The 23,697-nt window shown below is 43.5% G+C and carries 18 protein-coding genes and 8 tRNA genes; 21 read left to right on the top strand and 5 right to left on the bottom strand.

The genetic code is table 11. The features are described 5' to 3' along the window. Positions 1-23: 23 nt before the first annotated feature. Positions 24-2,591: a DNA mismatch repair protein MutS gene (gene mutS, locus OCU38_RS10440; RefSeq protein ID WP_261823023.1), complete on the bottom strand. Its 2,568-nt coding sequence runs from the start codon at positions 2,589-2,591 to the stop codon at positions 24-26. Between the two features lie 82 nt (positions 2,592-2,673). On the opposite strand from mutS, the gene pncC reads away from it, so the two are divergent. The 17 genes from pncC to OCU38_RS10355 all read left to right on the top strand — a co-directional run bounded on the left by pncC (position 2,674) and on the right by OCU38_RS10355 (position 14,003). Next, positions 2,674-3,168, top strand: coding sequence for a nicotinamide-nucleotide amidase (gene pncC, locus OCU38_RS10435; RefSeq protein WP_261823022.1), 495 nt, complete (start codon positions 2,674-2,676; stop codon positions 3,166-3,168). Positions 3,169-3,261: 93 nt separating this feature from the next. Next, positions 3,262-4,302, top strand: a complete 1,041-nt coding sequence (gene recA / locus OCU38_RS10430) for a recombinase RecA (RefSeq protein ID WP_174371941.1) — start codon at positions 3,262-3,264, stop codon at positions 4,300-4,302. A 114-nt stretch (positions 4,303-4,416) separates the two neighbouring features. Continuing rightward, positions 4,417-4,884, top strand: a complete 468-nt coding sequence (gene recX, locus OCU38_RS10425) for a recombination regulator RecX (protein WP_261823021.1) — start codon at positions 4,417-4,419, stop codon at positions 4,882-4,884. Positions 4,885-5,047: 163 nt separating this feature from the next. After that, on the top strand, positions 5,048-7,639 hold the full coding sequence (gene alaS / locus OCU38_RS10420; protein WP_261823020.1) for an alanine--tRNA ligase: 2,592 nt from the start codon (positions 5,048-5,050) through the stop codon (positions 7,637-7,639). Between the two features lie 152 nt (positions 7,640-7,791). Then, a complete protein-coding gene (locus OCU38_RS10415; RefSeq protein WP_261823019.1) occupies positions 7,792-8,964 on the top strand; it encodes an aspartate kinase in 1,173 nt (390 codons plus the stop codon). 77 nt (positions 8,965-9,041) lie between these two features. Further along, positions 9,042-9,239, top strand: coding sequence for a carbon storage regulator CsrA (gene csrA, locus OCU38_RS10410; protein WP_021712262.1), 198 nt, complete (start codon positions 9,042-9,044; stop codon positions 9,237-9,239). Between the two features lie 182 nt (positions 9,240-9,421). Beyond that, positions 9,422-9,514: transfer RNA gene (locus OCU38_RS10405), tRNA-Ser, on the top strand. A gap of 32 nt (positions 9,515-9,546) precedes the next feature. After that, positions 9,547-9,623: transfer RNA gene (locus OCU38_RS10400), tRNA-Arg, on the top strand. A gap of 29 nt (positions 9,624-9,652) precedes the next feature. Continuing rightward, positions 9,653-9,745: transfer RNA gene (locus OCU38_RS10395), tRNA-Ser, on the top strand. Positions 9,746-9,871: 126 nt separating this feature from the next. Beyond that, positions 9,872-9,948, top strand: a tRNA-Arg gene (locus tag OCU38_RS10390). A 66-nt stretch (positions 9,949-10,014) separates the two neighbouring features. After that, a tRNA-Arg gene (locus OCU38_RS10385) sits at positions 10,015-10,091 on the top strand. Between the two features lie 63 nt (positions 10,092-10,154). Further along, positions 10,155-10,231, top strand: a tRNA-Arg gene (locus OCU38_RS10380). A 63-nt stretch (positions 10,232-10,294) separates the two neighbouring features. Beyond that, positions 10,295-10,371 (top strand) — tRNA-Arg (locus OCU38_RS10375). A gap of 63 nt (positions 10,372-10,434) precedes the next feature. After that, positions 10,435-10,511 (top strand) — tRNA-Arg (locus tag OCU38_RS10370). Between the two features lie 271 nt (positions 10,512-10,782). Next, positions 10,783-11,046, top strand: coding sequence for an oxaloacetate decarboxylase subunit gamma (locus OCU38_RS10365; RefSeq protein WP_023405660.1), 264 nt, complete (start codon positions 10,783-10,785; stop codon positions 11,044-11,046). 29 nt (positions 11,047-11,075) lie between these two features. Then, complete coding sequence (gene oadA, locus OCU38_RS10360; RefSeq protein WP_261823018.1) at positions 11,076-12,863, top strand: sodium-extruding oxaloacetate decarboxylase subunit alpha; 1,788 nt, start codon at positions 11,076-11,078, stop codon at positions 12,861-12,863. Positions 12,864-12,872: 9 nt separating this feature from the next. After that, positions 12,873-14,003, top strand: a complete 1,131-nt coding sequence (locus OCU38_RS10355; protein WP_261823017.1) for a sodium ion-translocating decarboxylase subunit beta — start codon at positions 12,873-12,875, stop codon at positions 14,001-14,003. 249 nt (positions 14,004-14,252) lie between these two features. Here OCU38_RS10355 and OCU38_RS10350 read toward each other — a convergent pair whose 3' ends face one another. Both OCU38_RS10350 and OCU38_RS10345 read right to left on the bottom strand, forming a co-directional pair. Beyond that, positions 14,253-14,798 (bottom strand): hypothetical protein, encoded by a 546-nt coding sequence (locus OCU38_RS10350; protein ID WP_261823016.1) that lies wholly within the window; start codon positions 14,796-14,798, stop codon positions 14,253-14,255. A 234-nt stretch (positions 14,799-15,032) separates the two neighbouring features. Next, on the bottom strand, positions 15,033-15,320 hold the full coding sequence (locus tag OCU38_RS10345) for a hypothetical protein (protein WP_261823015.1): 288 nt from the start codon (positions 15,318-15,320) through the stop codon (positions 15,033-15,035). Between the two features lie 528 nt (positions 15,321-15,848). Between OCU38_RS10345 and OCU38_RS10340 the strand changes: the two genes are divergently transcribed. The 4 genes from OCU38_RS10340 to luxS all read left to right on the top strand — a co-directional run bounded on the left by OCU38_RS10340 (position 15,849) and on the right by luxS (position 21,395). Further along, entirely contained in the window at positions 15,849-16,304 is a 456-nt protein-coding gene (locus OCU38_RS10340; RefSeq protein WP_261823014.1) for a YqaA family protein, read from the top strand. 9 nt (positions 16,305-16,313) lie between these two features. Further along, positions 16,314-19,199, top strand: coding sequence for a M16 family metallopeptidase (locus OCU38_RS10335; RefSeq protein WP_261823013.1), 2,886 nt, complete (start codon positions 16,314-16,316; stop codon positions 19,197-19,199). Positions 19,200-19,298: 99 nt separating this feature from the next. Beyond that, complete coding sequence (gene gshA / locus OCU38_RS10330; RefSeq protein ID WP_261824279.1) at positions 19,299-20,864, top strand: glutamate--cysteine ligase; 1,566 nt, start codon at positions 19,299-19,301, stop codon at positions 20,862-20,864. Between the two features lie 15 nt (positions 20,865-20,879). Then, complete coding sequence (gene luxS, locus OCU38_RS10325) at positions 20,880-21,395, top strand: S-ribosylhomocysteine lyase (RefSeq protein ID WP_261823012.1); 516 nt, start codon at positions 20,880-20,882, stop codon at positions 21,393-21,395. A 66-nt stretch (positions 21,396-21,461) separates the two neighbouring features. On the opposite strand, the gene OCU38_RS10320 is transcribed toward luxS, so the two are convergent. After that, positions 21,462-22,724, bottom strand: a complete 1,263-nt coding sequence (locus OCU38_RS10320) for an HlyC/CorC family transporter (protein ID WP_261823011.1) — start codon at positions 22,722-22,724, stop codon at positions 21,462-21,464. 80 nt (positions 22,725-22,804) lie between these two features. After that, positions 22,805-23,599, bottom strand: coding sequence for a cytochrome C assembly family protein (locus tag OCU38_RS10315; RefSeq protein ID WP_261823010.1), 795 nt, complete (start codon positions 23,597-23,599; stop codon positions 22,805-22,807). Positions 23,600-23,697: the final 98 nt, after the last annotated feature.

The following is a 23,697-nucleotide window of genomic DNA, read 5'->3' as shown; positions in this document are numbered from 1 at the left end:
CTTAGTGTGATTGGTACAAAGCGCTATAACATTTTTTTCAAACGATACAGCTCTTCAAGCGCTTGTCGTGGCGTAAGATCATCAGGATCAATATTGCCTAATGCCAACTCTACATCACTAGGTTCTGGGATCAAACTGAGTTGATTTGCCACTTCGACCGTCGATGCGACATTGCTTTGCGGCTGAGTGCTGAGCTGTTCCAGTATGCTTAACTTTTGGCGTGCATTTTTGATCACCGCTTTAGGTACGCCGGCAAGTCCTGCAACAGCCAAACCATAAGACTTACTGGCGGCGCCTTCTTGGACGGCATGCATAAAGGCAATATCATCGCCATGTTCAACCGCATCAAGGTGTACGTTTGCTAGTCCCTGTAGCTGAGCCGGTAATTCAGTAAGCTCAAAGTAGTGGGTGGCAAATAAGGTCAGCGCGCTAATTTGAATAGCTAGCCACTCCGCACTTGCCCAAGCTAAAGATAAGCCGTCATAGGTGCTGGTGCCGCGCCCAATTTCATCCATCAGAACTAAACTGCGATTGGTGGCATTGTGTAAAATATTGGCGGTTTCTGTCATCTCAACCATAAAGGTAGAACGACCAGAGGCCAGATCGTCAGAAGCACCAATACGGGTAAAGATGCGATCAAGAAGCCCAATTTCTGCCGATTGTGCCGGAACGTAAGCGCCAATATGTGCCAGTAGTGCAATTAACGCGGTTTGACGCATATAGGTCGATTTACCTCCCATGTTAGGACCAGTAATAATCAACATTTTACGTTGCGGGTTCAGCTCGACTGGGTTGGCAATAAATGGGTCTTCTAACACTTGTTCCACAACAGGGTGTCTGCCATTGGTAATAGCAATCCCAATATTGTCATGAATACTTGGGCGGCAATACTCTAAGGTATCGGCTCGCTCTGCTAAGTTTTGCAATACATCCATTTCTGATAGTGCAGCCGACAGTAATTGCAGTTGGCTTAAATGTGGCAATATCAGATCAAATAGCTCTTCCCATAAACCTTTCTCGATGGCCAATGCTTTGGATTTTGAGTTAAGGACTTTATCTTCGTGCTCCTTTAGCTCAGGGATAATATAGCGCTCAGCATTTTTTAAGGTTTGGCGACGAATGTAATGCGGCGGAACTAAATGGCTTTGCCCTTTACTCACTTGAATATAGAAGCCGTGTACTGCGTTGTAGCCAACTTTTAAAGTATCAATGCCGTGTCTTTCACGCTCATCCGCTTCTAGCTTTTCTAGGTATTCGGTTGCGCCATTGGCAAGATCGCGCCATTGATCTAACTCTTCGTTGTAACCTTCCGCTAATACGCCACCATCCCGAATGACCACTGGCGGATTTTCTTTAATGGCGCGCTCTAACAGTTCGCACAAGCTTTCAATAGACTTTGAGTCTGTGGCGAGAGTTTGCAAGTGTGAGTTTTGCAGGGTTTGCAAGGTCACTTCTAATTCAGGAAGTGTTTGCAAGGCTGAGCGAAGGCGAGCCAGATCTCTTGGTCTAGCTGAGCGCAATGCAAGCCTTGCGACAATACGTTCAATATCGCCGATTTGTTTTAGGATCTGATTTAGATCCGGATACAAAGCCTGTTCTTTTAGCTCAGTAATGGAATCTAAGCGGTTGTTTAATACGGTCAACTCACGAGTTGGTTGATGTAACCAACGCTTAAACATGCGGCTACCCATCGCTGTTGCCGTATGATCAAGAACCTCTGCCAGAGTGTTATCCACGCCACCGGCTAAATTGGTGGTGATTTCCAAGTTACGGCGAGTTGCGGCATCTAAAATAACCGAGTTGTCTTGTCTTTCGATAGTAATAGAGCGTATATGTGGCAAAGCGGTGCGCTGAGTATCTTTAACGTACTGGATTAAACATCCTGCCGCACACAGCGCTACTTCGGATTTTTCAACGCCAAAACCAATAAGATCTTTGGTGCCAAATTGAATGTTTAACTGCTGTTTGGCAGTTTGCAGTTCAAATTCCCACTCTGGTCTACGGCGATTGCCATGACGACCTTCCATGATGTGCACTGGAACAAACTCTTCGGGGAATAACAGCTCTTTTGGGCTAGTGCGTTGCAACTCGGCAAGCATAGCTTCTTCTGTTTCAGGTTCGCTCAATAAGAAGCGTCCAGAGGTAATATCTAAAGTGGCGTAGCCAAATTTACCGTTGTGCTGATAAATGGCCGCAATGAGGTTATCTACGCGCTCGCTCAACAAGGCCTCATCGGTGACCGTGCCGGGGGTGATAATGCGCACTACCTTTCGCTCAACTGGCCCTTTGGAAGTCGCAGGGTCGCCAATTTGCTCGCATATGGCGACAGACTCACCCAATTGCACCAGTTTTGCGAGATAGCCTTCAACCGCGTGAAAAGGGACGCCTGCCATCGGAATGGGTTCGCCAGCAGACGCGCCGCGTTTGGTCAAAGAGATATCTAACAGTTGTGAGGCGCGTTTGGCATCATCATAAAATAATTCATAGAAATCACCCATGCGGTAAAAAAGCAAGATCTCAGGATTCTCTGCTTTAAGCTTATGATACTGCTGCATCATTGGAGTGTGTTTTGGCTTAGATTTTACCGACATAATAGCTTCTGTTGCTTTCCATTAATTCTCTAGGGGCTTAGGATAAATGAATCTTAAATGAGTGGTAAAGTGAATTAAGCAAATGTCTGACACAACATTGGATAAATTGAGCCTTAGAGTAGGGGAATTACTCAAAAAACAAGGTTATATGATGGCAACAGCAGAATCTTGCACTGGCGGCGGCGTAGCGCAAGCCGTTACTGAGATAGCTGGCAGTTCGCAATGGTTCGACCGAGCTTTTGTGACTTACAGTAATGAAGCCAAAGTTGAGATGTTAGCTGTGAAAGAATGCTCCCTTGAGCAATTTGGAGCAGTAAGTACTGAGGTCGCCGCAGAAATGGCACTTGGCGCTGTGCAACATTCAAGAGCGCAAATTGCGGTTTCTATCACAGGCATTGCTGGTCCCGGTGGCGGTACACAAGATAAGCCCGTTGGCACCGTGTGTTTTGGCTTGGCAGTAGGAAGCAAGCTTATACAGGCACAACGCTGTTTATTTACGGGTGATCGCACGCAAGTAAGAAATCAGTCTGTTTGTCATGCTCTTCAACTTATTGAAAAACATATAGAAACCAACTAATTTCACTTAAATGCTAAAAAAAACGCTTTTTCATCTAGACACTGTATGAATTAACAGTAATAATTGATTCATCAGACAGAAAGACCCTATTCCATGGAGCATAAAATGGACGATAATAAACAAAAAGCGCTCGCAGCGGCACTTGGTCAAATTGAAAAGCAATTCGGTAAAGGCTCTATCATGCGCCTTGGTGATAACCGCACCATGGACGTGGAAACTATCTCTACAGGTTCACTAGCATTAGATATCGCACTGGGTGCGGGTGGCCTACCTATGGGACGTATCGTAGAAGTTTACGGCCCAGAATCTTCAGGTAAAACAACTCTAACTCTTGAGCTTATTGCCGCGGCGCAACGTGAAGGCAAAACTTGTGCATTCATCGATGCCGAGCACGCTCTTGACCCTATCTACGCACAAAAATTGGGCGTAAATATCGATTCTCTATTAGTTTCGCAACCAGATACTGGTGAACAAGCTCTTGAGATTTGTGATGCTCTAGCACGCTCTGGTGCTATTGACGTCTTGGTTGTCGATTCTGTTGCTGCACTAACACCAAAAGCTGAAATTGAAGGCGAAATGGGTGATAGCCACATGGGTCTGCAAGCACGTATGCTTTCTCAAGCAATGCGTAAGCTAACCGGTAACCTAAAACAGTCTAACTGTATGTGTATCTTCATTAACCAAATTCGTATGAAAATTGGTGTAATGTTTGGTAATCCAGAAACTACTACTGGTGGTAACGCACTTAAGTTTTACGCTTCTGTTCGTCTAGATATTCGTCGTACTGGCGCAATCAAAGATGGCGATGAGATTGTGGGTAACGAAACTCGCATTAAAGTAGTTAAAAACAAAATTGCAGCACCATTTAAGCAAGCTGAAACCCAGATCATGTACGGTCAAGGCTTTAACCGTGAAGGTGAGCTGATCGACTTAGGCGTTAAGCATAAGCTAATCGAAAAAGCGGGTGCTTGGTATAGCTACAATGGCGATAAGATTGGTCAAGGTAAAGCGAACGCGGGTAAATTCCTACGTGAAAACCCAGAAGCAGCAACGGCTATCGATGCTAAACTTCGTGAAATGCTTCTAACAGTGGCTACTGCTGAAGAAGAAACTGAAGCGACCGAAGCCGAATAATCTCTTTCCCAATTATGCTCCTAATTACTGAGCCTTACTGTTAAGGCTCAGTAATTACCGCCTTATTTCCAATTTATCCATTTTCTCTTTCGCACTGAATTTTCCGAGGTGTGTATGTATTCTCGATCCCTAAATAATTCTGCTAAAAAAGAAGCATTACGCTTTTTGAGTCTTCGTGATCATGGACGTTATGAGTTGCAACAAAAGTTGCTCAACAAAGGCTTTGGTTTAAATGATATTGATGAAGCCATTGTTTTTTGTCATGAACATCATTATTTGGATGATTTGCGCTACGCAAAAGATCAAGTAAAGCTACAAGCAAGTAAAGGCCATGGCGAGCATCGTATTCGCCAAGAATTACAAGCGAAGCGAGTTGGTAGTGATGTTATTAACCAAGCGCTGCGAGAGGAGCCTCAAGATTGGTTTGAACTGGCTAAGTTGTCGGTAGAGAAGCATTTGAATGATGCTTTAACGGCGGATAGTCAAGAATATGCTCGGCAGGTACGCTCGCTACAATTTCTAGGGTTTAGCCTTGAACAGATCCAATACGCACTCTCTTCTGCATCACTTTCTAGCAATTAATTGAAAATAACTCTTATTTTGCCCGCTAAATTTAAGGCAATAAGCGTGATTTTTTACAAAATAATCGGCATTTGTGGTCAATTAAGACAGAAAACTAGTCGTTCTCTCTTGCTTGTTTTACAATGTGGCAAAAATCTAACTTGAACACTTCAGGAATAGCCACATGTACATGAGTACCGCCGAGATTCGTAGTGCCTTTTTAAAGTTCTTTGAGAGTAAAGGGCACCAGATAGTAGAGAGTTCTTCTCTTGTACCTCACAACGATCCTACTTTGCTGTTTACTAACGCAGGTATGAACCAGTTTAAAGATTGTTTCTTAGGAGCCGAGAAACGTAATTATACTCGTGCCACTACGGCGCAACGTTGTGTACGTGCTGGTGGTAAGCATAATGATTTAGAAAACGTTGGTTTTACTGCTCGTCACCATACCTTTTTTGAAATGCTAGGTAACTTCTCTTTTGGTGATTACTTCAAGCATGATGCTATCGGTTTTGCTTGGGAGTTTTTGACTGAAGTTCTACAACTTCCACAAGAAAAACTGCTAGTAACGGTTTATGAAACCGATGACGAAGCCTTTGATATCTGGAACAAAGAGATGGGCATCCCAGCGGATCGTATTGTTCGCATTGGTGATAAAAAAGGCGGTAAAGCCTATGAGTCTGATAACTTCTGGACTATGGGTGATACTGGTCCTTGTGGTCCTTGTACAGAAATTTTCTACGATCACGGTGAACACATCTGGGGCGGCCGTCCGGGCACTCCTGAAGAAGATGGCGACCGTTTCATTGAGATCTGGAACAACGTGTTCATGCAGTTCAACCGTCACGCTGACGGCACTATGGAACCACTGCCAAAACCATCTGTAGATACAGGTATGGGCATTGAACGTATCTCTGCCATCATGCAGGGCGTGCATTCAAACTATGAAATCGACGTTTTCCAAACGCTGATCAAAGCCTCTGCTGAAGTTGTGGGTTGTGACGATCTGTCTAACCAATCTTTGCGCGTAATTGCCGACCACATCCGTTCATGTTCTTACCTTATCGTTGACGGTGTTATGCCTTCAAATGAAGGTCGTGGTTATGTGCTACGCCGTATTATCCGTCGCGCAGTGCGTCACGGTAACAAAGTTGGTGCGAAAGATGTATTCTTCCATAAATTAGTCGGCGTACTGGCTGAGGTAATGGGCGAAGCAGGTACTGAGCTTAAAGCACAACAAGCACTTGTTGAAAAAATTCTACGCATTGAAGAAGAAAACTTCGGTCGTACTCTAGAGCGCGGTATGAACATTCTTAATGATGCTCTAGACGCTCTTAAGTCTGAAAACAAATCTACGCTAGATGGTGAGACAGTATTTAAACTGTACGACACTTACGGCTTCCCAGCTGATTTAACCAATGATGTTGCACGTGAACGTGATTTCGATATCGATGAAGCAGGTTTTGAAAAAGCGATGGAAGAGCAGCGTCAGCGCGCTCGTGAAGCAGGCCATTTTGGTACTGACTACAACGCAACGATTAAAACAGAAGCGACTTCTGACTTTAGTGGTTACACCGCCACACAAGGTCACAGCACAGTGACAGAAATTTTTGTTGAAGGTGAAGCGTCAGAGTCACTTTCAGCAGGCGACAAAGCAATCATCATCTTGAGCGAAACGCCGTTCTACGCAGAGTCAGGCGGTCAATGTGGTGATACTGGTTTATTGAAAACTGAACTAGGTAGCTTCCAAGTTGAAGATACTCAAAAGCTAGGCAATGCCATTGCACACCAAGGCGTGTTAGCCGAAGGCGTATTGAGCACAGGTGACAGTGTTGAAACTGTTGTGGATGCTGAGCGTCGTTTAGCGACCTCTTTAAACCACTCTGCAACGCACTTATTGCATGCTGCACTTCGTCAAGTATTAGGCACGCACGTTGCGCAAAAAGGCTCATTAGTTAAGCCTGAAGGTCTACGTTTTGACTTCTCTCATCTTGAAGCTGTGACGGCGGATGAGTTGCGCACTGTTGAGCGTCTAGTTAACCAGCAAATCAGAAAAAACAACGATGTAGTGACAGAAGTAACAGACATTGAATCGGCTAAACAAAAAGGCGCGATGGCGTTGTTTGGCGAGAAGTACGATGATGAAGTTCGCGTACTTTCAATGGGTGACTTCTCTGTTGAATTGTGTGGTGGTATTCACGCAGCGCATACGGGTGACATTGGTTTGTTCCGCATCACTTCTGAAGGTGGTATTGCTGCCGGTATTCGTCGTATTGAAGCGGTAACGGGTGAAGCTGCACTGGATTCTATTGAAGCCGAGCAATTAAGCCACGCTCAAAAAGTGTCAGACATGCAAGCTAAAGCCAAACAGCTTGATAAAGAAATTCAGCAGCTGAAAGAGAAAATAGCCGTTGCTGAAAGCGCTAACATTATGGGTAAGGTTCAAGAGATTAAGGGTACTAAGGTATTAATTGCCGCACTCGAAGGTGCAGACAATAAGAACCTACGTAACATGGTTGATGACGCTAAGAATCGTGTTGGCACAGGTATTATCCTTATCGCGAACATCGATAATAACAAAGTTAGCTTGATTGCTGGTGTAACCAAAGATCTGATTGGCAAAGTGAAAGCGGGCGAGTTGGTGAATATGGTCGCGCAACAAGTTGGCGGTAAAGGCGGCGGTCGTCCTGATATGGCACAAGCTGGTGGTACCGATGTTGCTGCACTTCCAGAGGCGTTAAAATCAGTGCATAGCTGGCTTGAAGAGCGTCTTTAATTACAGCAGGTAAATATTGAGCCGTTAAGGCTCAATAACGCAAATCGAAACCAGGCATTTTAAATCTAAAGTGCTTGGTTTTATTGTTTTTAATTGTCCAATGTACGCGTATGTACAACGAACAACATATTGTTTAGGAAGGTGGAAAGTTAGTGAAAAACCGATTAATCGTACAGAAGTTCGGTGGAACATCTGTTGGTTCAGTTGAGCGCATCCAAGTCGTTGCCGAGCAAGTCATTAAAACTAAACAACAAGGTAAACAAGTTGTGGTGGTGGTATCGGCTATGTCTGGTGAAACGAATCGCTTGCAAAGTTTAGCCAGTGAAGTGGATAGCGTGCCTAATGCTAGAGAGCTTGATGTACTGTTGTCCGCAGGCGAGCAGGTAACAGTTGCCTTGTTAGCGATGACTTTGCATAAGTTAGGCTACAAAGCGACATCATTGACAGGTTGGCAAGCGGGGATTATTACCGACGATAGACACAATCAAGCAACGATTAAGTCTATTGATAATGATAAGTTCAACGCCTTACTTGCTGATGATCAGATTGTCATAGTGGCAGGCTTTCAAGGCATGAATCAAAACGGTGATGTGACGACTCTCGGACGAGGTGGCTCAGATACCAGTGCGGTTACTTTGGCAGGTCTTCTTGGCGCGGATGAATGCCAAATTTTCACTGACGTAGACGGTGTTTATAGTTGTGACCCTAGAGTGGTCGATACCGCTATTAAACTCGAAAGTATTGATTTTAGCGACATGCAAGCTATGGCTAAACATGGCGCTAAGGTATTACACCTTCCTTGTGTAGAGTTCGCGGATAGATATAACTTAGATATTCGCGTGCTATCGTCGTTCTCACCTTTACAGGGGACGTTGGTGACGCGTTTGCCAAGCAGTGCTGCTGTGTGCGGATTGGCGTTGCAACGAGACGTTTATCGGGTGGATTTAGCACCTTTGAAAGCAGATGCTATTGCTGCGCAGTGCCAACTATTGGGAATTACATTACATTGGCATGTGGGCTCTATAGTCGCTGTAGACAGCAATGATGTGTCTAAATTACTGCAGATGCTACAAGAAGATATAATTGACGTTGCCCCAGTTAGCACGCTGACCGTGGTAGGTTCAGAGCTTGATAAGCTGTATCAGAATGTACAAACGCAACTATTAGAGAATGATATCAAAGTTCTTGATAGTTTTAGGTGTGATAGGGTAGTGAAATTGCTACTATTACCAGAACATCTGGATCGAGCCGCTAATTTTATACATGCTCATTATATTGAGCTGTCTCATTATGTTGCTAAAGACAAAAAAGAGCTTATATTGTAATAAGTTCTTTACCAAGTTGTTATTTTTGTTGAATAATGGATCTCAAATGAATTTGAGTGACAGCAAGGAGCTATCAAATGCTAATTTTGACTCGCCGCGTTGGCGAAACCCTAATGATAGGGGATGAGGTTACTGTGACCGTATTAGGTGTTAAAGGTAACCAAGTACGTATCGGTGTAAATGCACCAAAAGAAGTTTCTGTGCATCGTGAAGAAATCTATATGCGTATCCAGGCAGAAAAAGGAAATGGAAACGTTGCGACAGGCAACTACTAAGTTTTTCTATAAAGGCTAACCTAAGGGTTAGTCTTTCTGTTTTGAGGGGATAATAAACACATATAACTGACAATTTTGAACGGTTTGGTTGAAAGTTGTTCTGTTGACTGATTTTTCTGTCATTTTACTAATAAAATGTTTGACATATTTTTGGTAAATCGTAATATGTGCCTCCGCAAGACGGTGAGGTGGCCGAGTGGCCGAAGGCGCTCCCCTGCTAAGGGAGTATACGGTTTGTAGCCGTATCGAGGGTTCGAATCCCTCCCTCACCGCCATTCTTGCGAACTCTCTTAATCGAGAACAATGCGCGTCCTTAGCTCAGCTGGATAGAGTACCTGGCTACGAACCAGGCGGTCGGAGGTTCGAATCCTCCAGGACGCGCCATATCGTTTATTCGATATAAAATATAATGCGGTGAGGTGGCCGAGTGGCCGAAGGCGCTCCCCTGCTAAGGGAGTATACGGTTTGTAGCCGTATCGAGGGTTCGAATCCCTCCCTCACCGCCATTTATTGACCGTTTGGTCAATTTTTTTGTTTCTCATTTTGGAAAGTGTGATAGACTTCGCACCCTTCTTGAAAGAGAACATTCTTGAAAAAGAAAATTGTACAACAAGCATTGTACAAAATATTGTGCGTCCTTAGCTCAGCTGGATAGAGTACCTGGCTACGAACCAGGCGGTCGGAGGTTCGAATCCTCCAGGACGCGCCACTATTACAACGAATGGTTGATAGAAATATTAACGGTTCTATAAAGTCTTCTGCAAAGAAGCATTGCGCGTCCTTAGCTCAGCTGGATAGAGTACCTGGCTACGAACCAGGCGGTCGGAGGTTCGAATCCTCCAGGACGCGCCACTACAACGAAGTGTTGATAGCGATATCAGCAATTCTATAAAGTCTTCTACAAAGAAGCATTGCGCGTCCTTAGCTCAGCTGGATAGAGTACCTGGCTACGAACCAGGCGGTCGGAGGTTCGAATCCTCCAGGACGCGCCACTACAACGAAATGTTGATATCTATATCAGCAATTCTATAAAGTCTTCTGCAAAGAAGCATTGCGCGTCCTTAGCTCAGCTGGATAGAGTACCTGGCTACGAACCAGGCGGTCGGAGGTTCGAATCCTCCAGGACGCGCCACTACAACGAAATGTTGATATCTATATCAGCAATTCTATAAAGTCTTCTGTAAAGAAGCATTGCGCGTCCTTAGCTCAGCTGGATAGAGTACCTGGCTACGAACCAGGCGGTCGGAGGTTCGAATCCTCCAGGACGCGCCACTTTTTAAAACCTCGCTTCGGCGGGGTTTTTTTATATCTTAATATTCACATTTCCCACAAAAAATTAACATTTAATGTTGCCTTTTTGCCGTTTTTGATAAGTTTTTGGCAGATCTGCGCATTTCTTGTTCCTTTCAGATATTTTATGTGCAATTGTTCCTGTGCAATTATATGCGTAAAGAAAATTGACAAACTCTTATCAATCTAGATAATCAGATGCTTGGTGTGAATGCATCACTTTGTCAGGATGACAACTAAGGGAATAAATATTATGGATAACATCACAGGTTTGCTGTCTGAAGCAGCCTCAATTATGGCTATTGGTATGGCCATGGTTTTTCTTTTTCTTACATTACTGGTATTTGTTGTTCGCTTAATGTCGAAACTCCTTCCGACTGAACAACCGACTGCGCCTGTACGCCCCAAGAATACAAAACAAGTTAAGACTGCTGATTCGACAGCTCAGAACGATCCAAAAATTGTGGCCGCTATTTCGGCCGCTGTGCATCGTCATCGCTCGACTGTAGCTCAATAGAATATAAAAATTAAAAGGAGTTAATTAAAATGACTAAACCGCTAGCTATAACTGATGTGGTCTTGCGAGACGCACATCAATCTTTGTTTGCCACTCGTATGCGTATAGAAGACATGCTACCTATCGCTGCTGAGTTAGATAAAGTGGGTTACTGGTCTTTGGAAACTTGGGGTGGAGCGACATTTGATTCGTGCATTCGTTTTTTAGGTGAAGATCCGTGGGAGCGTCTGCGTGAACTTAAAAAAGCCATGCCTAATACCCCAATGCAAATGCTACTTCGTGGTCAAAACCTTTTAGGATACCGCCACTATGGCGATGACGTGGTAGAAAAATTTGTAGAGCGTGCTCATTTGAACGGTATGGATGTATTTCGTATCTTTGATGCGATGAACGACGTACGTAACTTTGAAACCGCAGTCAAATCAGTGGTCGATGTTGGCGCGCATGCGCAAGGGACACTTTCGTATACCACTAGCCCTGTACATAATTTAGAGACGTGGGTTGATTTAGCTAAGAAACTGGAAGATTTAGGCTGTCACTCTTTATGTATCAAAGACATGTCTGGGTTGCTTAAACCGTATGAAGCCGAAGAGCTTATCACGCGCATTAAAGCGTCTTGTGATGTGCCTCTTGCTTTGCATTGTCATGCCACTACTGGATTAAGCACTGCCACAGCAGTGAAAGCGGTAGAAGCAGGCGTAGATATTCTAGATACCGCCATTTCATCTATGAGTTGCACTTACGGGCATACGCCAACAGAAACTGTTGTTGCTATGCTAGAAGGCACTGAGCGCGACACTAACCTGAAACTTGATCAAATCGAACCTATCGCCGCTTACTTCCGCGAAGTACGTAAAAAGTACGCCAAGTTTGAAGGCCAGCTTAAAGGTGTGGATTCACGCATCTTAATTGCTCAAGTACCAGGCGGAATGCTGACTAATATGGAAGGCCAGCTTAAAGAGCAGGGCGCAGCCGATCGTTTAGATGAAGTATTGCAAGAGATCCCTCGTGTACGTAAAGATCTTGGCTATATCCCTTTAGTTACACCAACTTCGCAAATTGTGGGTACGCAAGCGGTGATTAATGTCCTCACTGGTGAGCGCTACAAGAGCATCACTAAAGAAACCGCTGGTGTCCTAAAAGGTGAATACGGTAAAGCACCTGCTGAGCTTAACAGCGAGCTACAGTTAAAAGTCCTTGATGGTGCCGAGCCTGTAACGTGTCGCCCAGCGGATCTGATTGATGATGAATTTGCGGGCCTTACTCTAGAGCTACAAAAGAAAGCGAAAGAGGAAAGCATCTCACTTGCAGAAGATATTGAAGATGACGTACTGACTTATGCGCTATTCCCGCAAGTAGGTCTTAAGTTCCTGAAAAATCGTCATAATCCTGCGATGTTTGAACCAGCGCCTGGCACAGAAGCCGCAGAAGAAAAAGCGCCTGCAGTCGTAGCAACAAGCACCAATACGGCAATTGAAGCGTATAGCGTTAAAGTTGACGGACAAGTGTATAACGTAGAAGTTGGCCCTCAAGGAGAGCTTACCTCTATAGCTCCAGCTGCTGCACAACAAGCCCCAGCGGCTGCTCCTGCACCTCAAACCGATGCCGAAGATATTCCAGCGCCTTTAGCGGGTAATATCTTTAAAGTGAATGTAAGCAGTGGTGAAGTTGTGGAAGAGGGCGATGTACTGCTTATCCTAGAAGCGATGAAAATGGAAACTGAAGTGCGCGCAGCAAGAGGCGGCGTAGTACAAGGTTTACATGTTAAAGAAGGAGATGCTGTCTCTGTTGGTTCACCGTTACTTAGCCTAGCGTAAGGAAACAACATGGATGGTTTAATTATTCTCTGGCAAGAGACGGGCATCGCTAACTTTGAATTTGGCCAAATCTGTATGATCTTGGTCGGTTGTGGTCTGCTATTTCTTGCCATTCGTAAGGGATTTGAGCCCCTATTATTACTGCCAATTGGTTTTGGTGCAGTATTGGCAAACATTCCAAATACCGGCTTTACCGAGCCGGGTGGTCTGCTGTATTACGTCTATGAAGTGGGGATCTCGACGGGGATCTTCCCATTACTTATCTTCATGGGCGTAGGCGCAATGACCGATTTTGGTGCCTTGATCGCTAACCCTAAAACACTTTGGTTAGGCGCGGCGGCTCAGTTTGGTATTTTTGCGACTTTGTTTGGCGCAATCTTACTTAACTATGTACCGGGCATGGAATTTAGTTTGGCAGACGCATCATCTATCGCCATCATCGGTGGTGCGGATGGGCCAACCGCCATCTTCTTAGCCAGTCGGTTATCACCCGAACTGCTAGGCGCAATTGCGGTTTCAGCGTATAGCTATATGGCGTTGGTACCGATTATCCAGCCACCAATCATGAAAGCCTTGACCACCCCAGAAGAGCGTAAGATCAAGATGGGTCAATTACGTCATGTTGGTAAAGCAGAGAAAGTCTGTTTTCCTCTGGGCGTATTGCTAATGGCCATACTCTTTTTACCATCAGCCTCTCCGTTAGTGGGAATGTTCTGTTTAGGTAACTTAATGCGTGAAGCCGGTGTGGTGGATCGTCTTAGCAAAACCGCTCAGAACGAGTTGATCAACATTGTAACTATCTTCTTAGGTTTAGGCGTAGGCTCTAAACTGCAAGCGGATAAATTCTTAAATGTTGAAACACTAGGTATTCTTGGCTTAGGCGCAGTAGCCTTTAGTATTGGTACAGCAGGTGGCGTTCTAATGGCGAAACTGCTGAATAAGGTATCTAAAGAAGACATTAACCCATTAATTGGCGCAGCAGGCGTTTCCGCCGTCCCAATGGCCGCACGAGTGGTGAATAAGGTAGGTCTAGATGCCAACCCACAAAACTTCTTGTTAATGCACGCAATGGGGCCAAACGTAGCGGGTGTACTTGGCTCTGCCGTTGCTGCGGGTATTTTGCTGGCGCTAGTGGGTTAATAAAAGTACAAGTCTAAAAAGTTAATGCCAAGCTATTGTACTTTGCTATAAACATAGGTTGGTACAGAAATCAAAACGCCTTAATAGAGTGTCTATTAAGGCGTTTTTCTGGAGTTAACATTTGTTCTGAGAGTTATTTTAATATGACTTTTAAACTCATAATTGGACACCGTAAACACAGAACTCAACACGACAAATAAAAATGGCAAGCGTTGAGAGTCACTCTTAAATGGTTATGCACATTTTCATTTACGCTTCATATACTTTTCCAATGAATTGATTGAAAAAACCTTTATTTGTGCTAGTCATTGTAATATGGATTGATTCGTCATCTTTTATGAATGGAATGACATTACCATTTTCATCTGCAAATCCCGGTTTGTTTAAGGGATAAAATAAAGCAATTCGATATTCCACTTCATGACTAAAACTTGACGGTTTATAGAAGACAAGATCTACAGCATCAGAGGTGGATGGTAGTAAATACTTGTCGTAATACATTATGTCTCGACCAATAACAGACATACCTTGAAATTTTTGAGTAAACAAGTCCCTAAGAAATTCTTCAAATTCGGTGACATTAACTTCAATACAAACATCGGCTTTGAATTTCTCGTAGAGTTCAGAACTGTCTTTTCTATTACTAAAGCATAAACAAAAACAATGTTGTGTATTAATGCGTACTTGAGGGTCACCAACCAAATCTTCAGGGTTAATGACGTGGTCATTAATTTTTAAAGTGCCCTCATTCTTATTAATAAGAAACCGTTTAGACATTTCTTCGTCTTTCATCATCTCATTTTCCATTCGAGAATAATGAGACAAATCACTAAATCTGAACCCAACATTTCCTTGCAGAAGAGGTCCCAAGTAACATTTTTTACCGTACAAATATTTTATCACTGACTATTCCGAACTTTGGGTTTGCATATCAATGCCTTACTAATGGGGGCATAAATGCTTGGCTAAAATTAGCGACGAATGAGTACAAGCCAGCGTTTTGCGTCCTTTTGAGTAACTTGTTATAACTCAATTAAGCTCATATTGAACAAATCTATTCCACTCATTAATTGCATTGTTTGCTGCTTGTTGATGAGTTTTAACGGCTCTATTTTGTTCGCTTATAAAGTTTTGAATGCACCGCTTGTACCTCTGCACGTCATTATTAAAACTATCTAGTTGCCATTGTGATGTGAACTCATAGGGCTTTATCGGTTTAGAACAAGAAGGGCTAGGTGTAAATATGTCCGCTAAAACAGGAATAGAAACCACCAAAACGATAAGACCTGCAAAAAATACTTTTTTGTTTGATTTCACTAGAATCTCCACTTTGAGTTATAACACTCTTAATAACAGGCTAGCTCATTTTTACGCTAGCCCAACTTGCAAACAACCCACCATAAATTACTGAAAAACAAAGAATATATATCAAATATTTCACTTCATCGTCACATAAAAACGAGCCGGCATGTTATCACTTAAAGATAACAAACAAGGCATCGGTCCTTCACTTCCACAACCCTTGGTAAAAGTACCTGAACGCATTTAAACAAATTGAACATAAGAAAAATTAGAGCTTATATTGAGTAGATACTCGAACTGAATAAATATTCAAAATTATTTCGGGGCACAAACGAGTTAGCCAGCCAGCCGTTCTAGGAGACCAACGCCACCTGTTTTGCTCTGAGTACAACCAAATAACACCGCAAAACAATGATCTTCAATATGATAATCGGTACTATGTCACACGACTTCTTTTAAATTAGACAACAATATTATGCCGCTTAGGCTCATGACGTATCAGGTGTTACCGATGTCTGTATTTCCCGTTGAGGACATCATTTAGTGGATGCCATATTTGCTCAATTAGATACCTTGCTTGCAGGCTCTACTCTCACTTTATTATTTATTACCGGATTTTTAAGTGCCACGCTTTTACCTGGAGGCTCTGAAGCTGCGTTGCTTGGCGCACTCAGTCAGCATCAACACCCAGTCTCAGACATTATAATTGTGGCGACTTTAGGCAATACCTTGGGAGGATTAACCAACTATTGGATTGGTTTGTGGATCCCGAATCGAACTCAAGGAGCAAAGCATGGTCATAAGGCTATAGCTTGGTTACATAAATATGGATATTGGACGTTATTATTTAGCTGGGCACCAATTATTGGTGATACATTATGTTTAACAGCTGGATGGCTTCGGATGCGCTTTTTACCCTGTCTGCTGCTGATCACTTTTGGAAAACTGGTTCGTTATGTAACGCTAGTTTGGTTATTTACTAGTTTAAGTAATCTATAAGGAATATTAATGATTTTACCTCATTTCAATTTGTCATTGTCGAAGTATAAGTTAGTAGGAGCGCTCACTGCTGTAGCGCTACTTTCTGCCTGTAGCTCTCAAGATAAACCTGCAGAATTGAAATCGAGCGATTTAGGCATTCAATTGGTGGAGCAAGTTGATGCGACTCCGGGCACAGCCTCAATTGCCTACGCAAAATATAAGCTAGAAAACGGTTTAACCTTAATTTTAGCCCCTGATCATTCCGACCCTTTAGTGCACGTTGATGTGACTTATCATGTGGGCTCTGCAAGAGAAGAAATCGGTAAATCGGGTTTTGCGCATTTCTTTGAACATATGATGTTCCAAGGCTCTAAGCATGTTGCTGATCAAGAGCATTTTAAACTGATTACTCAAGCTGGTGGCTCGCTAAATGGGACAACCAATAGCGATCGCACCAACTACTTTGAAACCGTACCGTCCAATCAATTAGAAAAAATTCTGTGGTTAGAATCTGATCGTATGGGATTCTTGCTAGAGGCCGTCTCTCAACATAAATTTGAAATACAACGCTCCACAGTGAAAAACGAGCGTGCACAAAATTATGAAAACCGCCCTTATGGTTTAATGTGGGAGAAAATGGGTGAGGCCATGTATCCAGAAGGCCACCCATATTCATGGCAAACAATTGGTTATGTTGAAGATCTCGACAAAGTTGATGTGAACGATCTCAAAGCCTTTTTCTTGCGTTGGTATGGCCCGAATAACGCGGTACTGACCATAGGCGGGGATTTCGATACTCAGCAAGTGCTGCAATGGGTAGAAAAATACTTTGCTTCTATTCCAAAAGGGCCAGAAGTGAAAGCTGCGCCAAAACAGCCGGCGGTACTTAACGAAGATCGTTATATCACCCTAGAAGATCGCATACAGCAACCTATGCTCGTGATTGGCTGGCCTACCACTTATCTTGGCGAGCAACATAATGCGGATCTTGATGTATTAGCCACGGTATTAGGCAGTGGTAGAAACAGTATTCTGTATCAAAAATTAGTCAAGACAGGCAAAGCTTTAGATGCTGGTGCTTTCCATCGCTGTGAAGAACTGTCGTGTAATTTTTATGTGTACGTTATGGCTGATTCACGCAAGCGCGCCGACCTGACCCCTTTGTATGATGAAGTGTATGACATCATTGAAGGTATGCAGACTTCGGATATCGACCCTGATGTATTACAACAAGTGTTAGGCATCGCCGAGTCGAGCTCCATTTTTGCTTTGCAAAGTGTGCACGGCAAAGTGGCGCAACTGGCTGCAAACGAAACCTTCTATCAGCAGCCAGATCGTTTGCAAATCGAGTTAGATCGTTTGCACCAAGTCACGCCGGATTCTATCTATAAAGCTTATCAAAGGTTTATTCATAATAAGCACAAAGTGACCTTATCTGTTGTGCCGAAAGGTAAACTGCAATTGGCGGCGAAAGAGGCAACGTTTGTTACGCCACCAAGAACATTACCTGAGCATCAAAAAATTACCGACAGTGATTTAGAGTATCGTTTTGTGCATGACGATTTTGATCGCTCGGTGATGCCGCAAGTTCAATCAGCGGTTACAGGCACCATGCCAGAGCTTTATTCATTCCATCTGCAAAATGATATCGAAGTGCTGGGCAGTAAAACCTCAGAAACGCCAACGGTGATGATGCAGATCAGAATGCCAGCGGGTAATCGTTATGCGCCGCGAGGTAAAGAAGGGTTAGCCAGTTTGACCGCTTCTATGGTGGCAGAGGGAAGCACTTTATTAAGCAGTGAGGCGCTTCAAGCTGAGCTGGATAAATTGGGCAGTTCGGCATCATTGAGTGCTGGTCAATATGCGACAACCTTGACCGTTTCAAGTTTAAGTAAGAACTTTACCGCGACTATGGCACTGGTAGAAAAAGCCTTTTTCCAACCTTTATTTAGTAAAGAAGACTTTGCTCGCGTAAAACGTCAGATGCTAGAAGGTGTGGTGTATGAACATCAAACCCCAAGCTGGTTGGCTTCTCAGGCGACCAGAGAAGTGCTGTATGGCAATAGCATTTATGCTCGTTCTTCATCCGGTACTATGCCGTCGGTGAAAAGCCTGACTTTGCAAGATGTGAAGAATTTCCATAATAAGTTCTATACGCCTAAAGGGACGCAAATCTTAGTGGTTGGCGATATCTCTGAGTCACAAGTGAAGAAAGAGCTTCGCAGCTTACAACAGTGGCAGGGGGAAGTGATTCCTATGCTACGTCATCACAAGTTGACCAAACCAGCGCCACAAAAACTGTATGTGGTTGATAAGCCGGGCGCACCGCAATCTGTTGTGCGCTTAGTACGACGTGGACTGCCTTTTGATGCCACCGGCGAGAGCTATTTGGCGCAATTAGCCAACTTTAATTTAGGTGGCAACTTTAACAGTCGCATCAATCAAAACTTGCGTGAAGATAAAGGCTACACCTATGGTGCAAGCAGTTATGTCACTGGTAATAGAGAGTTAGGTGCCTTTGTGGTCAGCGCTCAAGTGAGAGCGGACGTTACCGCTCCTGCTATTGAGGAGATCATTAAAGAGATGGACAAGGCCTCAAAAGAGGGCTTTACTGATAAAGAAATTGAGTTCATGCGTTTAGCCGTGGGGCAACAAGATGCTCTTAAGTATGAAACCCCTGAGCAAAAAGCCTATTTATTAAGCTCAATACTGACTTACAATTTGGATCATGACTATTTAGCCACTCGCAATAGCATAGTTGCAGATGTTTCTAAACAAACACTTAACGAGGTTGCGAGTAAGTGGTTTAAGCCTGCTGACTATCAAATTATTGTGGTTGGCGATGCTAAACAGTTAATGCCTCAGCTTAAGACGCTAAATTTCCCGATTCAAACACTTGAAATTGAGCCTTAATTGACCCATCTATAAAGCAGTTGTATGTCCAGCATTTATTCATTAGATGCTGGACTGTCTATTGAGAGAGTACTCTCTAAATATATAAGTGATCTTGTTTTGACTATTTTTTCTCAGCGCCTGAAGCAGGTAACTGCTAACAAGCAGGTATTTAAACAGTATGGACGTGGAGTGGAGCGAGAGACGCTACGCTATAACCCCGATGGGCAAATCGCAATTACTCCGCATCCAGAGAGTTTAGGGTCTCCCTTAACTCATCAATGGATCACGACAGATTTCTCAGAATCTTTGATGGAGTTTATCACTCCTGTCTCGCACGATATTCCAGAGCTGCTAGCTCAATTGCAGGATATTCATCACTACGCACACAGTAAACTAGACGGTCAGCAACTTTGGCCATTGTCTATGCCTTGTGCGGTACAAAATGAAGATGATATTGAGCTTGCCCAATACGGCACCTCTAATCCAGGACGAATGAAAACCTTGTACCGTCAAGGTCTAAAGCATCGTTATGGTAGCTTGATGCAAATCATCTCTGGCGTGCACTTTAATTTCTCTTTCCCAGAAAGCTTCTGGGATAGCTTATATGGCGAGCAAGACCAAGCCGCTCGCCAAGCATCGAAATCAGAGGCTTACTTTGGCCTGATTCGAAACTACTATCGTTTTGGTTGGTTAATCCCATACTTCTTCGGTGCGTCACCAGCCATTTGCAATACCTTTGTCAAAGGGCGTGAAACCAATCTTCCTTTTGAAGAGTTGGATGACACTTTATATCTTCCACATGCCACCTCTTTACGTTTAAGCGATTTGGGCTACACCAATAGCGAGCAAAGCGATCTAAAAATCAGCTTTAATAGCGTTGAAGAGTATCTGCAAGGTTTAAATAGAGCCATTCGCACACCATCAGAAGCGTTTTCTAAGATTGGTCTTGAAGAAGACGGGCACCTTAAACAGCTGAACAGCAATGTTCTGCAAATTGAAAACGAGCTGTACGCACCAATTCGACCTAAGCGTGTGGCGAAAAGCGGTGAAAAACCGTCTGAAGCGCTAGAGCGTGGCGGTGTTGAATATATCGAAGTTCGTGCACTGGATGTGAATCCATTTAGCTCTGTTGGTATCAGTGAGCGTCAAATACGTTTCTTAGATATCTTCATTACTTGGTGTGCACTGAGTGAGTCTGCGCCTATGGATGACTGTGAGTTGACCTGTTGGCAGCGTAACTGGAATTCTGTAATTACCGAAGGTCGTCGTAAGGGCGTGTATTTAACCATAGGTTGTGATGGTGAGAAGTTAACCTTGCAACAGTGGGTACACAGCATCTTTGATCAATTTGAAATGATCGCCAAAGAGATGGATGCAGCACATGGTACTAACGATTACCAAGATGTATTAACTGAACTGCGTGAATGGATTGATGAGCCAGAGCTGACACTATCGGGCAAAATGCTGGAAAAAGTGAAACAATATGGCGGTAACAATCAATTTGGTATGCAGTTAGGCGACAGCTATCAAGAGCAATATCGTCAACATAACTACGGTGCTTATTCGAAAGAGATCATGGATCAAGAAGTGACTGATTCACTCAATAAGCAACATCAAATCGAAGCTGCCGATGCGGTAGATTTTGAACAATACTTAAAAGATTACTTTGCGTATCTGAAATAACCTTGGAGAGCCGATATGCCTTTACTAGATAGTTTTACCGTTGACCACACTAAAATGAATGCACCAGCTGTACGTGTGGCTAAAACAATGCAGACTCCAAGCGGTGATACGATTACTGTCTTCGATCTTCGTTTTACTCAGCCAAACAAAGACATTTTGTCTGAGACGGGTATCCATACTCTTGAACACCTTTACGCAGGCTTTATGCGTAACCACTTAAACGGTGCGGCTGTGGAGATCATTGATATTTCTCCAATGGGTTGCCGTACTGGTTTCTACATGAGCCTAATTGGTACACCATCAGAGTCAGAAGTGGCAACTGCTTGGATTGCATCTATGCACGATGTACTTAAAGTAGAAGGTCAAAACAAAATTCCTGAGCTGAACGAATACCAATGTGGTACAGCGGCAATGCACTCTCTAGAAGAAGCAAAAGCCATTGCTAGCGCTATCTTAGAAGCGGGTGTATCTGTGAATAAGAATGACGAATTAGCACTGCCAGAAGAGATGCTACAAACACTAAAAGTGTGATTGGGTAATACTCGTGAAAAAGGCTCCGATTAAGGAGCCTTTTTTATGTCTGTTAGCTGATAGGTATTACTGTATCGGATGCACTTTAACCATTTTGATTTTGTTTTCCGAAAAGTCGATCACTTCCATATTGTGCTCTGCAATCATGATACTGATGTTGGTTTCAGGAAGGTCTTGCAGGTGCTCTAAAATCAAACCATTAAGCGTTCGCGGACCATCGGTAGGTAAGCTCCACTGCAAACCTTTGTTGATGTCCCTGATGTTGGCACTGCCCTCTATGAGATAGCAACCATCCGCTTGCGGGGTGATCTCTTCGGCTAAGCTCGGCGCCATAGAAGTGGTAAACTCGCCCACAATCTCTTCTAGAATATCTTCGAGCGTGACTAGGCCAATAATGTCGCCATATTCATCCACCACTAAACCGATGCGTTCATTGTTACGTTGAAATTTTATCAACTGCACATTCAGTGGTGTACCTTCTGGAATAAAGTAAATTTCGTCGGCAGACTTTAGCAGTGTCTGTTTATTAAATTCATTCTTCTCTAGCATTAAGCGATAGGCTTCACGTAAGCGAACCATACCTACCACTTCATCAATTTGGTCACGATACAGCACCACACGCGCATGCGGAGAGTGGGTTAACTGGCGAACGATGGATTTCCAGTCGTCATTGACATCGATACCTGTGATTTCGTTACGTGGCACCATGATGCCGTCTACGGTCACATGCTCTAAATCTAAAATAGACACCAACATATCTTGGTGACGACTTGGGATAAGGCTTCCTGCTTCGTTGACCACGGTTCTTAATTCTTCTGAGCTAAGATGATCAGCTTTATTGTTTAAGCTTTTGATGCCGAGTAAACGCAGAAAGCCATTGGTAATAAAGTTAACCAGAATAACCAGTGGCGCAAGTACCTTCATCAGCACTCTTAACAGCAGGCTACTGGCATAAGAGACGCGCTCAGGATAGATAGCGGCAAGAGTTTTAGGAGTCACTTCGGCAAAGACCAGTACCACTAAGGTCAATACACCGGTTGCAATAGCCACACCTAGATCGCCGTATAAGCGCATACCTATGATGGTAGCGATGGCTGACGCCAAAATGTTGACGAGGTTGTTTCCGATAAGGATAAGACCAATAAGGCGATCTGGACGGTCAAGTAGCTTCTCAACGCGCTTTGCCCCTTTATGCCCTTGATTAGAGAGATGCTTTAATCGATAACGGTTAAGAGACATCATTCCTGTTTCTGAGCCTGAGAAATAGCCGGAGATAACGATAAGACATGCAAGGAGAGTGAATAATAACTCCGTTGATATGTTGTCCAAGTGCAAAGAATCCTTTTGTTATGGTCTTTTCAATTAATGAATGAGTTATGAGCCAGTGTCAATAAAACTAAGATTGCAGGTTAGGTCAATATGATTTCGCGCACGAAACGACTGCCAAAGTAGGCCAGTGTTAGAATAAAAGCACCAATAATTGAGAACCAAGAAACCTTTTTACCGCGCCAACCTAGTTTATAATGCCCCCAAAGCAGAGTATTAAAAACTAGCCAAGCAATAAAAGAGAGCAGGGCTTTGTGCGTTTTGCCGCTACTGAAGAAGTCGTCGACAAACATAGGGCCACTGATCAAAGTGAGGGTAAGTAGGCTATTACCAATCAGAATGATATTGAAAAGCTGACGCTCCACCTTCATTAATGGAGGTAGGTTAGGATTTAATGCCTGACAGGTTTTTTGCTTTAATTTGTAATCTAGCCAAGCCAACTGCATAGCATACAGCGCGGCAATCATGAGTGTAGCGTAGGCAAATAGCGCCAGAATAATATGAATAACTAAACCCGGAGAGTGTTCAAAATGAGTAATGAACGTACCTGGGATAAACTCAGCAGCGATAAGACTTAAACATGAAAAGCCAAACGCAATAGGCAGTAAGAACCACAAGCGGATCTTAAACATTGCCAAGGTTAAAGCACACGAAATAATAAAGCTAACTAGTGAAGCAACATTGAGAATACTCATATTTTGCCCTGATGAGGCAAAGATAGTCTCGATGAGAGTTGAAAAGTGTAGGATCAAAGCAATCGAGGTTATGCTTAAAACAACTTTTTTATTTATCTCAGACTGACGTAACAGCCCGGGAAGGATAAGAAAGGTTGCCGCTAAGTATAAAAGCACGGCTAAAATAACAACTACAAAGTTCATATATTGTCGATACTAGTATTTAGAGTTAAAAGAAAATTATACACCTAATACCACATTACTGGCTATGTACTTCTTTTGCATGGTTTTGTAAATAGTGC

Origin of the sequence: Vibrio neonatus (assembly GCF_024346975.1) — a bacterium.
GTDB classification, from domain to species: Bacteria; Pseudomonadota; Gammaproteobacteria; order Enterobacterales; family Vibrionaceae; genus Vibrio; species Vibrio neonatus.
The sequence above is the reverse complement of the archived record's forward strand: the minus strand, read 5'-3'. Positions and strand labels throughout refer to the sequence as shown.